Source organism: Clostridium sp. UBA7339 (assembly GCF_002470865.1).
GTDB lineage: Bacteria > Bacillota > Clostridia > Clostridiales > Clostridiaceae > Clostridium_J > Clostridium_J sulfidigenes.
Genome location: NZ_DKPI01000010.1, coordinates 33,457 through 47,651, shown reverse-complemented (window position 1 = coordinate 47,651; position 14,195 = coordinate 33,457). Strand labels below are relative to the sequence as shown.

14 protein-coding genes are annotated in these 14,195 nt (G+C 29.9%); 11 read left to right on the top strand and 3 right to left on the bottom strand.

Annotated features, from left to right (window positions below):
* Positions 1 to 62: 62 nt before the first annotated feature.
* The gene (locus tag B2S02_RS10795) at positions 63 to 1,298 is read left to right on the top strand and encodes a glycoside hydrolase family 10 protein (RefSeq protein ID WP_346848832.1); all 1,236 of its coding nucleotides are present in this window, start codon (positions 63 to 65) and stop codon (positions 1,296 to 1,298) included.
* A gap of 16 nt (positions 1,299 to 1,314) precedes the next feature.
* Here the strand turns inward: B2S02_RS10795 and B2S02_RS10790 are convergent, their stop codons facing one another.
* Together B2S02_RS10790 and murC are read right to left on the bottom strand one after the other, a co-directional pair.
* A complete protein-coding gene (locus B2S02_RS10790) occupies positions 1,315 to 2,241 on the bottom strand; it encodes a PhzF family phenazine biosynthesis protein (protein WP_346876355.1) in 927 nt (308 codons plus the stop codon).
* Positions 2,242 to 2,318: 77 nt separating this feature from the next.
* Entirely contained in the window at positions 2,319 to 3,695 is a 1,377-nt protein-coding gene (murC, locus tag B2S02_RS10785) for a UDP-N-acetylmuramate--L-alanine ligase (RefSeq protein ID WP_346848834.1), read from the bottom strand.
* Positions 3,696 to 4,129: 434 nt separating this feature from the next.
* Here murC and B2S02_RS10780 point away from each other — a divergent pair, with 434 nt between their 5' ends.
* A complete protein-coding gene (locus B2S02_RS10780) occupies positions 4,130 to 4,273 on the top strand; it encodes a hypothetical protein (protein WP_156964321.1) in 144 nt (47 codons plus the stop codon).
* 80 nt (positions 4,274 to 4,353) lie between these two features.
* Here the strand turns inward: B2S02_RS10780 and hutG are convergent, their stop codons facing one another.
* Entirely contained in the window at positions 4,354 to 5,376 is a 1,023-nt protein-coding gene (hutG, locus tag B2S02_RS10775) for a formimidoylglutamase (protein WP_346848835.1), read from the bottom strand.
* A gap of 256 nt (positions 5,377 to 5,632) precedes the next feature.
* Here hutG and B2S02_RS10770 point away from each other — a divergent pair, with 256 nt between their 5' ends.
* From B2S02_RS10770 to pth, 9 genes are all read left to right on the top strand, one after another.
* Positions 5,633 to 5,866 (top strand): hypothetical protein, encoded by a 234-nt coding sequence (locus B2S02_RS10770; protein ID WP_346848836.1) that lies wholly within the window; start codon positions 5,633 to 5,635, stop codon positions 5,864 to 5,866.
* 268 nt (positions 5,867 to 6,134) lie between these two features.
* Positions 6,135 to 6,965, top strand: a complete 831-nt coding sequence (gene purR, locus B2S02_RS10765) for a pur operon repressor (RefSeq protein ID WP_035132520.1) — start codon at positions 6,135 to 6,137, stop codon at positions 6,963 to 6,965.
* A gap of 96 nt (positions 6,966 to 7,061) precedes the next feature.
* Complete coding sequence (spoVG, locus tag B2S02_RS10760; RefSeq protein ID WP_035132518.1) at positions 7,062 to 7,346, top strand: septation regulator SpoVG; 285 nt, start codon at positions 7,062 to 7,064, stop codon at positions 7,344 to 7,346.
* Between the two features lie 254 nt (positions 7,347 to 7,600).
* A complete protein-coding gene (glmU, locus tag B2S02_RS10755; RefSeq protein WP_346876356.1) occupies positions 7,601 to 8,971 on the top strand; it encodes a bifunctional UDP-N-acetylglucosamine diphosphorylase/glucosamine-1-phosphate N-acetyltransferase GlmU in 1,371 nt (456 codons plus the stop codon).
* 21 nt (positions 8,972 to 8,992) lie between these two features.
* Complete coding sequence (locus tag B2S02_RS10750) at positions 8,993 to 9,952, top strand: ribose-phosphate diphosphokinase (RefSeq protein WP_035132514.1); 960 nt, start codon at positions 8,993 to 8,995, stop codon at positions 9,950 to 9,952.
* A gap of 259 nt (positions 9,953 to 10,211) precedes the next feature.
* On the top strand, positions 10,212 to 10,898 hold the full coding sequence (locus B2S02_RS10745) for a response regulator transcription factor (protein WP_346876357.1): 687 nt from the start codon (positions 10,212 to 10,214) through the stop codon (positions 10,896 to 10,898).
* 3 nt (positions 10,899 to 10,901) lie between these two features.
* Positions 10,902 to 12,323: a HAMP domain-containing sensor histidine kinase gene (locus tag B2S02_RS10740; protein ID WP_346848874.1), complete on the top strand. Its 1,422-nt coding sequence runs from the start codon at positions 10,902 to 10,904 to the stop codon at positions 12,321 to 12,323.
* A 33-nt stretch (positions 12,324 to 12,356) separates the two neighbouring features.
* Positions 12,357 to 13,484 carry a S1C family serine protease gene (locus tag B2S02_RS10735; RefSeq protein WP_346920695.1) on the top strand — a complete coding sequence of 376 codons (1,128 nt, stop codon included), beginning with the start codon at positions 12,357 to 12,359 and terminating at the stop codon, positions 13,482 to 13,484.
* 127 nt (positions 13,485 to 13,611) lie between these two features.
* The gene (gene pth / locus B2S02_RS10730; RefSeq protein WP_346848840.1) at positions 13,612 to 14,181 is read left to right on the top strand and encodes an aminoacyl-tRNA hydrolase; all 570 of its coding nucleotides are present in this window, start codon (positions 13,612 to 13,614) and stop codon (positions 14,179 to 14,181) included.
* Positions 14,182 to 14,195: the final 14 nt, after the last annotated feature.

Here is a 14,195-nt window from a genome sequence, read left to right as displayed (position 1 = left end):
AATTCTATAGATTAGATTATGAGCATAGGTATATATTATTCTTAAATTAAGGGGGAGCATAAATGAATAAAATGAATCTTGCTACTTTAGGAGTAATTATATTAGTTATTTTGGGATTAGTGTGGATTATATGCTTTGATAATATTGATAATAGTAGCCATGAAATAATTAATAAAGAAAGAGAAATTATAAATTATGATGAGATAAAGGGAATTTGGTTATCTTATTTAGATTTATCAGCTATGCTTAAGGGGAAAAATGAAAATGAATTTAGAAAAAATATATCACAAGCAATAGATAATGTAGAATCTATGGGGTTGAATACTTTAATTGTACATGTAAGACCTTTTTCTGATGCCTTATATCAATCTAAATATTATCCATGGTCTATATATTGTTCGGGCATAGAAGGTAATGCTCCGGGATATGATCCTCTTCAAGTTATTATAGAGGAAGCTCATTTAAGAAATATAAGAGTAGAGGCTTGGATTAATCCCTATAGAGTTAGAAGTGATAGTGTTAAGTTGCCACTGTCTTTGGAGAATCCTGCTAGCAAATGGATAAAAGATGGTAGTGATAATATAATAAAATGTAATGGTGGAATATATTATAATCCTGCCAAAGAAGAAGTTAGGCAACTTATAGTGAATGGAGTAAAAGAAATAGTGGAGAACTATGAAGTTGATGGAATACATTTTGATGATTATTTTTATCCATCTAGTGATGTGTCTATAGATAGTAAAGCTTATGGCGAGTATACAAGTTCAGGAGGAGATTTAGATTTAGAGAGTTGGAGACGTGAAAATGTTAATATTCTCGTAAGGCAGGTTTATTCAATTGTTAAAGAGATAAGCCCAGAGGTAGTCTTTGGAATAAGTCCACAAGGCTCTATGGATAATAACTATAATAGCCAATTTATTGATGTGAAGAAGTGGATTCAAAACCCTGGATATATTGATTATATTTGTCCACAAATATATTATGGCTTTTTAAATGATAATAGCAATTTTCAACAAGTTATTGAAGAGTTTGATAGTCTTGTTGCTGAATCTACAGTAAATTTATATATAGGTTTATCTGTATATAAAGTTGGTAGTGAAGATACTTGGGCAGGTAATGGAAAGGATGAGTGGAGAAATAGTACAGATATATTAAAAAGACAGGTGGAAGCTTCAAGAAAGTTAAAGAAGTACAAAGGAATATTACTATTTAGGTATGACTCTTTGTTTAATCCATCATCAAATGTAAAAAGTCAGATACAACAGGAGAGATCAAATTTAAAATCTTTATTTAAGTAAAAAAAGAAAGGGGTGACTATTTATAAGTCACCTCTATAGTTTTTTCTATACTTCCTATGCCACCAACTTTTATTAAATAGTCATTATTAATAGCTTCACCCGTGCAGATGATTTCACTTGGATTATTCATGTAATAACCTTGTTCGCAACATATGGTTAGTTTATCTTTAAAATCAAGTATGTTATGTTTCATTATGTATGCACATAATGCGCCATTAGATGTGCCAGTAGCACTTTCTTCATCGATACCTACACTAGGACCGAAATTTCTAGTTGCAACAGTGCTTTTAGAATTTTCAGTTTCTAAAGAGAAGGCATGAAGACCTACTAAATTTAAGTTATCTGTGTATTCTTTTAGGCCTTGAAAATCTGGATTTATTCTTTTTAGAGCATTTAGAGATTTAACTGGGAACATTATATCTTTAAGCCCTGTAGAAATTATCATAGGTCTTAATGCATGACCTTGGATTCCAGCATCTTCTAAGGTTATTCCTAATATATCACAAAGTTCTTTTACATCATCAATATATGAATAGAACTTAGGATTAGTTTGAGTCATAAGCACATAGGCAATTTTTTCATTATCAAAATAAATTTCTATGTCTAAAATACCGGCAAGAGTTTTTTGTTTTAATTTTACTGGACTTGTACTTGGTTTGATAAAGCCTAATTTAGCTAAGGTATAGAAAGTGGCGATGGTAGCATGACCACATAAATCAACTTCTGTTGAAGGGGTAAAAAATCTAACCTCATAGTCATAATCGTCACATTTTGATTTTATCACAAAGGCAGTTTCGGAAAGTTTTACTTCTTTTGCGATAGCTGCCATGTCATTAGAGGATAAGTCATCACAATCAATAACTACACCAGCCTTGTTTCCACCCATATCATTGTGAGTAAAGGCATTAACTATGTACACAGTTTTATTAAAGTTTGATTTCATTTTGTCACCTCGTTTATATATTAAAAATATAGCTATCTTAATTAAAGGATAGCTATATTAATTGGTATAAGATAAAATTAATTAGCTAGATACATTTCACCAACAACATTTATATCTCCAGCACCTACGGTAATAATAAGATCACCATCCTTGGCCTTTGATTTTAAGTGATTAACTATTTCTTCAAAGCTATGATAGTTTATTGCATCAACTCCTGTAAGTCTTATAGCATCGCCTAACTTTACTGAGTTAACAATTCCAGTATCTTTTTCACGAGCAGCGTATATATCTGCTAATAATAAATGCTTTACTCCATTGAAGGTTCTTACAAAGTCATCAAAAAGAGTTATAGTTCGAGTGTAGGTATGAGGTTGAAATACCACATATAAATCTTTATGAGGATAATTTTTACAAGCACTAAGAGTAGCTTGAATTTCTGTTGGATGATGAGCATAATCATCTATTACAGTAACACCATTTTTAGAACCCTTAAATTCAAATCTTCTATGAGTTCCTCCAAAATTAGATAATCCTTTAATTATAGATTCATTAGAAATGTTAAGAGCTAAGGATGTACATATAGCAGCTAAAGAGTTAAGCACATTATGTTCTCCAGGCACATTTAAGGCTATAGGAAATAACATATGGTCATTTTTATATAAATCATAAGAACCACAACCAAGAGAATTATAAGTTATATTTTTAGCTTTATACTCACCATTATTTATTCCGTAAGTCATTATAGTACATTTATGATTATTTAATATATCAGAAACGTTACTATCATCACTATTGCATACAAGGAAACCATCATCTGGTATGATATCTATAAATTTATTAAAAGTATCTTTTATGTGATTTATATCCTTATAAAAATCTAAATGGTCTGCATCTACATTTAATATAATTCCTATATAAGGATGAAATTTTAAGAAAGATCCTTTATACTCACAAGCTTCAGTAACAAAGTAATCACTATTTCCAGCAAGAACATTACCCTCTATAACATCTAATTCTCCACCTACTAATATGGTAGGATCCACTTGTTCTTCAATTACAATGTGGGCAAGCATTGAAGTTGTGGTTGTTTTGCCATGAGTACCAGCAACAGCTACATTATATTTATGGCCAAGCATAATTCTGCCTAAGAATTCAGCTCTATCCATCATAGGAAGGTTTAGTTCAATTGCCTTTTGAAACTCAGGATTATCATCACTGATAGCAGCAGTGTATACTACTAAATCTGAATCCTGTATGTTATCTGCACTGTGTCCTATATATATATATGCACCTTTATTTCTAAGTTTTTCAACCATATTTGAATTTTTCATATCTGAACCAGATACAGTATATCCGTTTTTAAGTAGAATCTCAGCAAGACCACTCATACTAATGCCACCAATACCAATAAAGTGAACTTTTTTATTTTTATCTTGTAAAAAATCAAAACTCATATAATAACAACTCCTATATAAAATATAATACTACATTCATGAATTTGTATATTAAAACATAGTTATAGATCAACCTAATAACCATTGTATGTGTATAAAAATAAATGAATACCTAATATAAATTATATACAAAAATCTATATAAAAAACACATATATTTTAGAAAGCTTCGTAAATTATATATCTATAGGAAAAATGAATGAAAATATCCAAAAAATTTAAAAGAAAATTCAGAAAAAGGCTTTTCGGATAGAAATAAATATGTTAAAATAAAAACAAAGTTAGAGATGGTTTTTAAGTATAATAACTAATTATATTTATTAAGTATCTAAGTGGAAATAATAGATGTTTTCTAAGTGTATGTATATTTAATATCAATTACAATAACTACTAGGCCATAAGGCTAGTAGAAATTTTCTGGAGGAGTGTGTTAAAATGTTAACAATTGGTCTGAGAGAATATGTAAATTGGCAACTGAATATTAATGGTGAAGAAGAGGATAAAATGCTCAATACTTGTGAAGAGAATGATATCATGGGTATGGAGTTTGAATATTTATTGTGGCAATTTAGCTTGTAAATTGCCAAATCTATTTTAAAGTCCCTATAATAATCGTGAAAAAGTCCTTAGTTTAGACTAAGGACTTTTTTATTATGTAATTATGTTAAAAAGTTGTGCTGTAAGTTTTGTAATTTGCAAAGAGTATTAACAATGGAGAAGATGATTACTCCAGCTAAGTTAGAAGTGATATTATCTTTATCAAATCTAGGTGCCACTTCACATATATCAAAGGTTATAACCCTATTTGACTTTAAAATATGTTTAAGTAGTTTTATAACTATTTCTGGGTTTAGACCTAAGGTTTGCGTAGAACTAACCCCTGGTGCAAAAGAGGCAGAAAATACATCTGAGCAAATAGTTACATATATATAATCTTGGTTTCTCATAAAGGTATTTAGCTCTCTTAAAAGTTGCCAACCATCACTATATAGGATGTCTTTCGCAAGGGTGTATTGAACACCTAGTTTTTTAGCGGTTTTAAATAGATCCACTGTATTGCTGTGCTGTTGTATCCCAATACAGAAATAGGAGAAATCCATGTTTTTATCATGACAAATATCAGAGATTTGTTTAAACATAGTTCCAGAACTTCCCTCGTTATTATATGGTCTAAGATCGAAGTGAGCATCAAAATTTATAATTCCGATTCGAGGTTTACAAGATATTTTATCCAGATGAGATAGAGCCCCATTATAGTTCCCAAAGGCTGTCTCATGTCCTCCTCCTAGAACTATAGGAAAAATATTCAGATCTAGTAACTTAGACACGCAGTCGCTTAAAAGCTTTTGCCCTTCAGCAAGAGAAATGTCCTCAACTATGATATCTCCGGCATCAAAAATTTTTACCGATTGATTAAAAGTACAAGGTAGATTTGAAAGCTCTTTTCTGATGGATATAGGACCATTCATGGCACCTATACGACCTTTATTTTTTTTTACACCTTCATGGCAACAAAAGCCTAAAAGTGCAAAATTTAGTCCATCAAGAGGCTCAAGATCATCTCTTCGAAGATCAAGAGGTGTTATCCATTGATGCCATCTAAAAGCATCAAAATTATCGTCACTGTCTATTCTTCCTTGCCATAAGTTTTCGTTCATAGGTTCATAGTTTTTAATAAACATAAAATCACCCCACAAGTAACTTCTTAGTAGTATTATACGTTTTCAGTATAAGTCAAAGGAGAGATATTATCAATGTTATATGTAAAATAGTAGTTATATTTTATTTGTTTTTGAATATACATATTTAAAGATAAAGAGATATGCAGTGAATTAAAAGGTATTGATAATAATTTTTAGTAATGAAATAAAATAATATTGACAATTGAACGTATGTTCGATATCATGTAAATATGAGAACAGATATGGGGGTTAAAGAATGGGAAACAAAGATTTATTCATTGAGTTAAAGTATAAGGCAGATGGGCAAGGACTTGAAGGTATAAATTTTTTAGAAGATGATAAAGAAATAGGTGGTCAGAAATACATGCTTTGTGGTGGAGTTTTAAATAAGAATGGAGGAAAACTTTTATTTAAAGCTAGAAATATACAAGAAGCTAATGAATTTACAAAAAGGAATCCTTTGACTTCGAAAATGGTGGCATGTAGTTGATAGATATTATAAAATAATATTGAAATTAAAGGCTATTTCAAAATGAAGATTTATTTAATCTTTATTTTGAAGTAGCTCTTTTTATTTACAATGAGGATATTTTTTTGCTAATTAATCTGTGATTAACATAAAAGATGAATTTATATTGTTTTAAATAGTATATTAAAGAAAATAAAAAAAGTAATTGTAATATAGTAATAAAACAGATAGAATAAAGGTGAATAATAAAGGCAAAAATAAAGATAAAATTCGGAAAGGTATAGTTTGTATGGAGAAAATTAAGCATAAATTTAATAGAAACCAAAGGGTTATTGGTATAACAAAAGTTTTAACAGAAAATCCTAATAAGGTTATAACTTTAAATTTATTTACAGAGAAATTCAATGCAGCAAAATCTACTATTAGTGAAGATATTGTTATAGTTAGAGAAGTAATAGAAGGTTTATCCATGGGAAAGATAGAAACAGTAGCAGGTGCTGCAGGTGGAATAAGATTTATAAATGAAAAATCAAATGAAGATAGAAAACAGTTTTTAGAAGATTTGTGTGAAGCACTAAGACAGCAATCTAGAGTTGTTCCGGGTAATTTTCTATATATAACAGATATAGCATATAATCCAAGTATTATTCAAAATTCAGCAATAATATTAGCTAGTAAATTTAAAGATATGAACGTGGATTATGTAGTTACAATAGAAACTAAAGGTATTCCATTAGGTTATGAGGTTGCAAAACAATTAGGAGTTCAGCTTGTTACAGTACGTCATGATACTAAGTATACAGAAGGTACTACAGTAAGCATAAATTATGCTTCTGGTTCAAGCAATAGACTTCAAACTATGACATTATCAACAAAGTCTATGAAGAGAAGTAGCAGATGTGTATTTGTAGATGACTTTATGAGAGGTGGAGGAACTGCAAAGGGAATTAAAGAGCTTTTAAGTGAATTTGATAGTGAATTATTAGGTAGTGGTTTTTTAATAGATAATGTAGAAGTTAAGGATAAGCTGGTAGATGATTATATTTCATTAGTAAATTTTTATGGTATTGGAGAAGATGGAATTGCGATTGTTAGTCCATCTAGTGAAAAAAACGAATAAGTTACAAAAAAATATGGAAAATGTTTCGACAAATAGAAGGATTTACAATGCATTAGTAGAATAATACATGAAAGCACATCTTGGAGGTGGAATTTCATGATAATTACAGACGTTAGAATTAGAAAAATTACCACAGAAGGAAAAATGAAAGCTATAGTATCTATAACTTTAGATAATGAATTCGTGGTTCATGACATCAAGATAATTGAGGGTCAAAGTGGTAATTTTATAGCTATGCCTAGTAGAAGAACTCCTGATGGAGAATTTAAGGATATAGCTCACCCAATTAATACAGAAACAAGAGAGAAAATTCAAAAATCTATACTTGACGAGTATGAAAAAGTAAAAAATGAAGAGCAAGTAGAAGATGAAATAGTCTAATTATAAAAAGGAGCGTAGCACTCCTTTTTATTTTGTGTATCGTTAATAGTATATCGTTAATATATATTTTCATGTAAAAAATATACTTTGGTTGAAAAAGTGTAACAGTTTCAATATAATAGTATAGAAGTAGTATATAAAAATAATAAATATGATAGATTAATATTGAAAATTTAATAAATATTAGTTTTAAATTATTATAGAATAATTTATCAGGAAAGACTAATTACATTTTAAATGAAGAGGTGTATGAATTGTATAAATGTGCTATAATCCTTGCTGCTGGCGAAGGTAAAAGAATGAAATCTAATACTCCTAAGGTTCTACACAAAGTTTGTGGAAAAGAAATGATAAACCATGTTATAGATAATATAAGAAAGTCCGGAGTAGAAGAAGTAAGTGTGGTTATTGGAAAAGGTGCTGATAAAGTTAGAAAAGGCACTGAAAGTAGAAATATTTTCTACTCAGTTCAAGAAGAACAATTAGGTACTGGGCATGCAGTAATGTGTGCAGAAGAATTTTTAAAAGGTAAAAAAGGTTCAGTATCTATATTTGTTGGAGATGGGCCTCTAATAACAGAAGAAACAGTTACAAAGCTTACTAAATATCATGAAGAACAAAAATGTAGTGCTACAATATTGACATCTATAATGAGTGACCCTCTAAAGTATGGAAGAATAATTAGAAATTCTCAAGGAGAAGTAGAGAAAATTGTAGAGTTTAAGGATTGTAATGAAGAAGAAGTAAAAGTTAATGAAATTAACTCAGGGATGTATTGTTTTGATATAGACATATTATTAAATACCTTAGGTAAACTTAATAATAATAATAATCAAGGTGAGTACTATTTAACAGATGTAATAGAAATATTAAAAAATGAAGGTAAGAAAGTTGGAGCTATTGCTGTTGATGTAGAAGAAATTACAGCAGTAAATTCAAAGGTAGAGCTTTCTGTTGCTAATGATATAATGAGAAGTAGAATAAATAGAAACCATATGGATAATGGTGTTATAATTATGGACCCTAGAAGCACCTATATAGAATGTGATGTAATTATAGGTCAAGATACGGTTGTATATCCAGGGAATATCATAGAAGGAACTACGGTAGTTGGTGAAAATTGCGTATTATACTCAAATAACAGAATAACTAATAGTATAATTGGTGATGATGTAACTGTAGAAAATTCTGTAGTATTAAACAGTAAGATTGGAAATAATACTACAGTTGGACCTTTTGCGTATATAAGACCAGAAACAACTATAGGTGAAAATGCAAGGATAGGCGATTTTGTTGAAATTAAAAAATCATCAATAGGTGACGGAACTAAGGTATCTCACTTAACTTACATAGGAGATGCAGAAGTGGGAGAAAAATGTAATTTTGGGTGTGGAACTGTTGTAGTAAATTATGATGGAAAAGCAAAATATAAAACTACAATTGGAAACAATGTATTTATAGGATGTAATACTAACTTAGTATCACCAGTTGAGGTAGAAGATAATACTTATATTGCAGCTGGATCAACAATAACCGAGAAAATACCAGAGGGCTCCTTAGCTATAGCAAGAGCTAGGCAAATAAATAAAGAGAACTGGGTATATGATAAAAATAAAAACAAATAAAATTTTAGGAGGACTACATAAATGATAAGCCATGGAAGAAACATTAAAATCTTTGCAGGAAACTCATATCCAGAATTAGCTGCTGATATTGCAAACCGCTTAGGGCTTTCTGTTGGAGAAAGTCAAGTTACTACTTTTAGTGATGGTGAGATTGCGGTAAATATTGGAGAAACTGTTAGAGGACTGGACGTATTTGTTATACAGCCAACTAGTGCCCCAGTAAACAATAATTTAATGGAACTTTTAATTATGATTGATGCACTTAAGAGAGCATCAGCAGGAAGAATAACGGCGGTTATTCCTTACTATGGATATGCACGTCAAGACAGAAAGGCAAAGGCAAGAGATCCAATTACAGCAAAATTAGTTGCTGATTTAATTACAGCAGCAGGAGCAGATAGAGTTTTAACTATGGACTTACATGCAGCTCAAATACAAGGATATTTCAATATTCCAGTTGATAATTTAGTGGGTTCACCAATACTAAGTGATTACTTTATAGAAAAAGGATTTAAAGATTGTGATGATGTAGTTGTAGTTTCACCAGATCTTGGTAGTGTTACAAGAGCAAGAAAGTTTGCTGATAAACTAAACGCTCCAATAGCTATTATAGATAAGAGAAGACCAAAGGCTAATGTAGCTGAAGTTATGAATATAATCGGTGAAGTAAAAGGTAAAAAGGTTATACTAATAGATGATATGATAGACACAGCTGGAACTATTTGTAATGGTGCTAATGCTTTAGTTAAAATGGGTGCTACTGAAGTATATGCTTGTTGTTCACATGCTGTACTTTCTGGTCCAGCCATAGAAAGACTAGAAGCATCGGTGATAAAAGAGCTAGTTATGCTTGATAGTATTCATCTACCACAAGAAAAAATGCTTGATAAGATAAAAATATTATCTATAGCACCGTTATTTGCAGAAGCTATTAGAAGAATATATGAAGAAGTTTCTGTAAGCAAGCTTTTTGATGAATAATATTAAATATTATATGTATTCATAATAAGTTTGGACAGTAATTTGGTTTTATTTAGGGGAGGAAGTTTTTCTTCCCCTATTTTTAGTATAAAAAGGAATGTTTTCACCATAACTTTATAAATATTTTGTTAAAAATATTAATTTTAATGAGAAAATACTTGGACTTAAAGTTATTGTTATATAATATTATAAAAGATATTATGTAGAAATTATATTCGTAAATTAAATAAAATATCTTAAGTATTTAGGAGGGATATCAATGGAAGGTAATTTAGGAAAGATATTAGTTGTTGATGATGATAAAAATATATGTGAAGTAATAAAGATGTATTTGGAGAATTCAGGATACCATGTTAAGGTGGCCAATGACGGAAGAGAGGCTCAAGAAGCATTTACTAGTTATAAACCTGATTTAGTGCTTTTAGATGTTATGTTACCATACCTGGATGGCATAGATGTGCTAAAGTGGATAAGAAGGGATAATGAAACACCAGTTATAATGATAACTGCAAAAGGAGAAACTTTTGATAAAGTTTTAGGACTTGAGCTTGGAGCAGATGATTATATAGTAAAACCCTTTGAACCTAAGGAACTTATGGCTAGAGTTAAGGCTGTTCTAAGAAGATATACTGCAGAGGGTGATAGTAAAGAAACATTAACCTTTGATAATTTAGTTATAGATATAAATTCATATAATGTAACATACATGGGACATGAAATTAAAATGCCACCTAAAGAGTTTGAATTATTACACTTCTTAGCAAGTAATAAAAACAGAGTATTTACAAGAGAACAACTGCTTTGTGAAGTGTGGGGATATGATTATCCAGGAGATTCAAGAACTGTAGATGTTCATGTGAAGAGATTAAGAGAAAAAGTATCAGGAGGAGATAATTGGCAGTTAGAAACTGTTTGGGGAGTTGGATATAAATTTGAGGTGAAATAGATGGTGAAAAATAGCTTATTTTCTAAAATGGTTGTTACTTACACCATTATAATTACAGTAAGTTTTACTATTTTAGCTGCATTTCTTTCCTTTTGGTTTCAAGATTATTTTATAAAGACGAGACAAAGTGATCTTACTAGACAGGCAGATATAATTGAAGGTATTGCAACAAAATATTTAACTGGGGCATCATCATATGAAGAATTAACTACAAATATAAAGTTTATATCAACATATATAAATGATGATATAGTTCTCGTAGATAGTAATGGATATGTTTATTCAGTTACTAACATTAAATATACTCCACTCATAGGGAAACAGATTTTTCATGATGATTTGGAAAATATAAACAATAGTGATTATATAGATGCTTTTAATGAGTATGGAGTTTATATGGATGAGAAAGTATACGTTATGATGAAAGTTGTAAAAGATGCTAAAGGGCAATCTATGGGAGCCACTTTATTTAGTGTATCAACAGATATTTTAGATAAATCACTTTCTAATGTTTATCAAATTATTTGGTTATCTGCAGTTTTCGCTGTAATTGCTTCTTGTATCGTAATTTATTATTTTTCTCAAAAGATGATAGTTAATCCGTTATCAGAAATGAGTGGGGTTGCAAGAAAAATAGCTCAAGGAGATGTAGATAAAAGAGTTGAAATTCATTCTGATGATGAAATGGAGGAGTTTGCAAATGCATTTAATGTGATGGCAGACTCGCTACAAAAGGTAGAACAAAATAGAAAAGAGTTTATTTCAAATGTTTCTCATGAGTTAAGATCTCCAATGACATCTATAAAAGGATTTATAGGTGGAATTTTAGATGGAGTAGTTCCTGATGAAAAGCATAAGTATTATCTAAATATAGCCTATGAAGAAATACAAAGATTAACAAGACTTATTAATGATTTACTTGATTTATCAGCAGTGGAATCGGGTACTTATAAGCTGGAGAAGGTACCTGTGGACATTAATGAAATAGTGAGAATATGCATATTGAGAAATGAAAATAGAATAAGAAATAAAAATTTGGATGTACAGGTATTTTTTGAAGGAAGTGAACTCTGGGTACTTACAGATGGAGATAAAATAACACAAGTTATAACTAATCTTTTAGATAATGCTATTAAATATGGAAAAGAAGATGGATTGATACAAATATCCTGTAGAAAAAAAGGTAAGAAGGCTAATATATCAATTTTTAATGAGGGATCTAATATAGATGAAGAAGATATTAAACATATCTGGGAAAGATTCTATAAAGTTGATAAATCAAGAACACAAAAAGTGAGTACAGGATTAGGGCTCTCTATAGTTAAAAAGATTGTTAGCTTACATGATGAAGAAATATGGGCGTGTAATAAAGAAAATGGAGTTGAATTTATATTTACTTTACAATTAGCAAAGAAGAGTATGTAATAATCTTAAGAAGCTAAGAGGAAGGAGGCTATTATGAGCAATTTTAATGATGATTATAAGGATGTTAAAGCAAAAATAACCTTTAACAAAATTAAGAAAAGACGTAAAGGTAAAATTGTTGCAATTACTATATTTTGCTTATTTGTAGCCTCCTTAGGTGGGGCTGTTACAGCTTTAGTGGTAAACACTGAAAACGAAAATTATTATGTTCAAGGTAATAATAAAGACGAAGAAGTTAATACCACTAATTCAAAGCTTCAATCAGCTGCTCACAAAGCAGCCCAATCTGTTGTTTCAATTATTAAGGTTATTGCAGATGATAAGTGTATAAAAGAAACTAATGTAGGAGTAGGCGTTGTCATAGAAAATGGACAATATGTTATAACTAGCTATTTAGGTATTGAGGATGCAACCAGTGTTAAAGTGAAGTTACACAATGACATTGTATATAATGCATCTATAATAGGATTTGATAGTATTTATGATATTGCTATGATTAAAATAAATGGAGATGCATTACAACCTATGACTATAGCTAAGAATTCTACTAAGATTGAAAAGGGAGATAGAGTTATTAGTGTAGGAAATCCTCTGGGTAAATCTTTTAATGAAAATATAGAGGTAAGTACGGTGTTAAATACTAGAGAAAATATAGTATTTAAAAATAGAGAAACTAAAGTAGCTGAGTCTTTAAGAATGATAAAGACTTCAGTTATTCCTAAGTTTATCAATACTGGAGCAGCTTTATGTAATTTGGATGGAGAACTTATAGGAGTAAATAATACTACTATGACATATCACAATGAATTTTTAAAAAATAGTTTTTATATTTCCGCAGAGGATCTAGAGCCTATTACCTATGGAATTTTAGATAAGCAAGATTCTCTTATTAACCATATGGGAGTTTATGGGGAAGAGGCTATTTCCCAAAGTGAAAATGGTATTGATGGAGTATATGCAAAGGAAGTTACAAGAAATGGTTTAGCTTATGAAGCTGGAATTAGGCCAACAGATATAATTGTTGAAGTGAATGGTATGAAAGTTAATACTGTCAGTGACATAAATTCTATAATGAGTAAATTTAAAAGTGGAGAGACAATAAAATATAAAGTATTCAAAAATGGTGATTATGTTGACTTTAAAATAAAGATTTCAGAGTAATATATAAAAAGTAGCATTTAGGGATGCTACTTTTATTTTATTTTAGGTAAAACTTCTAGTATAATAGTCAAAGAAGATTATTTTTATGTTAAGAGATATTATGTTATAGAATATATTGGAGGTAATTATGTATTTAGTTGTGGGATTAGGAAATCCGGGAGATAGATATGATAAAACAAGACATAATGTAGGGTTTGATGTAGTTGATATGTGTGAAAAAAAGTATAACTTTAGTATAAATAGGACAAAATTTAAAGGAGTATACGGTGAGAGTAGTATAGCCAATGAAAAGGTTATATTTTTAAAACCTCAAACTTATATGAATTTAAGTGGAGAAAGCGTTAGAAGTATAATAGACTTTTATAAAATACCAGTAGAAAATATTATAGTTATATACGATGATATTAGTCTAGAAGTTGGAAGACTTAGAATAAAGGGAAAAGGAAGTGCAGGCGGTCACAATGGTATTAAGAATATAATTTCTCATTTAGGTACTGATAGTTTTTCAAGGATTAAAGTTGGAATTGGAGAGCCAGCCTATGATTTAGTTGAGTTTGTTACAGGAAGATTCTCTAATGAAGATAGAGAGATTATTGAAAAATCTTTTGAGGCAGCAGTGGATGCAGTATCAGTGATCATAAATGAAGGAATTAATCAAGCAATGAATAAATTTAATTCTTTTAATGCAGGAAAGTAGTAAATAGTTTAAGA

Coding starts and splice junctions, on each gene's coding strand:
- B2S02_RS10795 (WP_346848832.1), top strand. CDS start 63: ATGAATAAAATGAATCTTGCTACTTTAGGAGTAATTATATTAGTTATT.
- B2S02_RS10790 (WP_346876355.1), bottom strand. CDS start 2,241: ATGAAATCAAACTTTAATAAAACTGTGTACATAGTTAATGCCTTTACT.
- murC (WP_346848834.1), bottom strand. CDS start 3,695: ATGAGTTTTGATTTTTTACAAGATAAAAATAAAAAAGTTCACTTTATT.
- B2S02_RS10780 (WP_156964321.1), top strand. CDS start 4,130: ATGTTAACAATTGGTCTGAGAGAATATGTAAATTGGCAACTGAATATT.
- hutG (WP_346848835.1), bottom strand. CDS start 5,376: ATGTTTATTAAAAACTATGAACCTATGAACGAAAACTTATGGCAAGGA.
- B2S02_RS10770 (WP_346848836.1), top strand. CDS start 5,633: ATGGGAAACAAAGATTTATTCATTGAGTTAAAGTATAAGGCAGATGGG.
- purR (WP_035132520.1), top strand. CDS start 6,135: ATGGAGAAAATTAAGCATAAATTTAATAGAAACCAAAGGGTTATTGGT.
- spoVG (WP_035132518.1), top strand. CDS start 7,062: ATGATAATTACAGACGTTAGAATTAGAAAAATTACCACAGAAGGAAAA.
- B2S02_RS10750 (WP_035132514.1), top strand. CDS start 8,993: ATGATAAGCCATGGAAGAAACATTAAAATCTTTGCAGGAAACTCATAT.
- B2S02_RS10745 (WP_346876357.1), top strand. CDS start 10,212: ATGGAAGGTAATTTAGGAAAGATATTAGTTGTTGATGATGATAAAAAT.
- B2S02_RS10735 (WP_346920695.1), top strand. CDS start 12,357: ATGAGCAATTTTAATGATGATTATAAGGATGTTAAAGCAAAAATAACC.
- pth (WP_346848840.1), top strand. CDS start 13,612: ATGTATTTAGTTGTGGGATTAGGAAATCCGGGAGATAGATATGATAAA.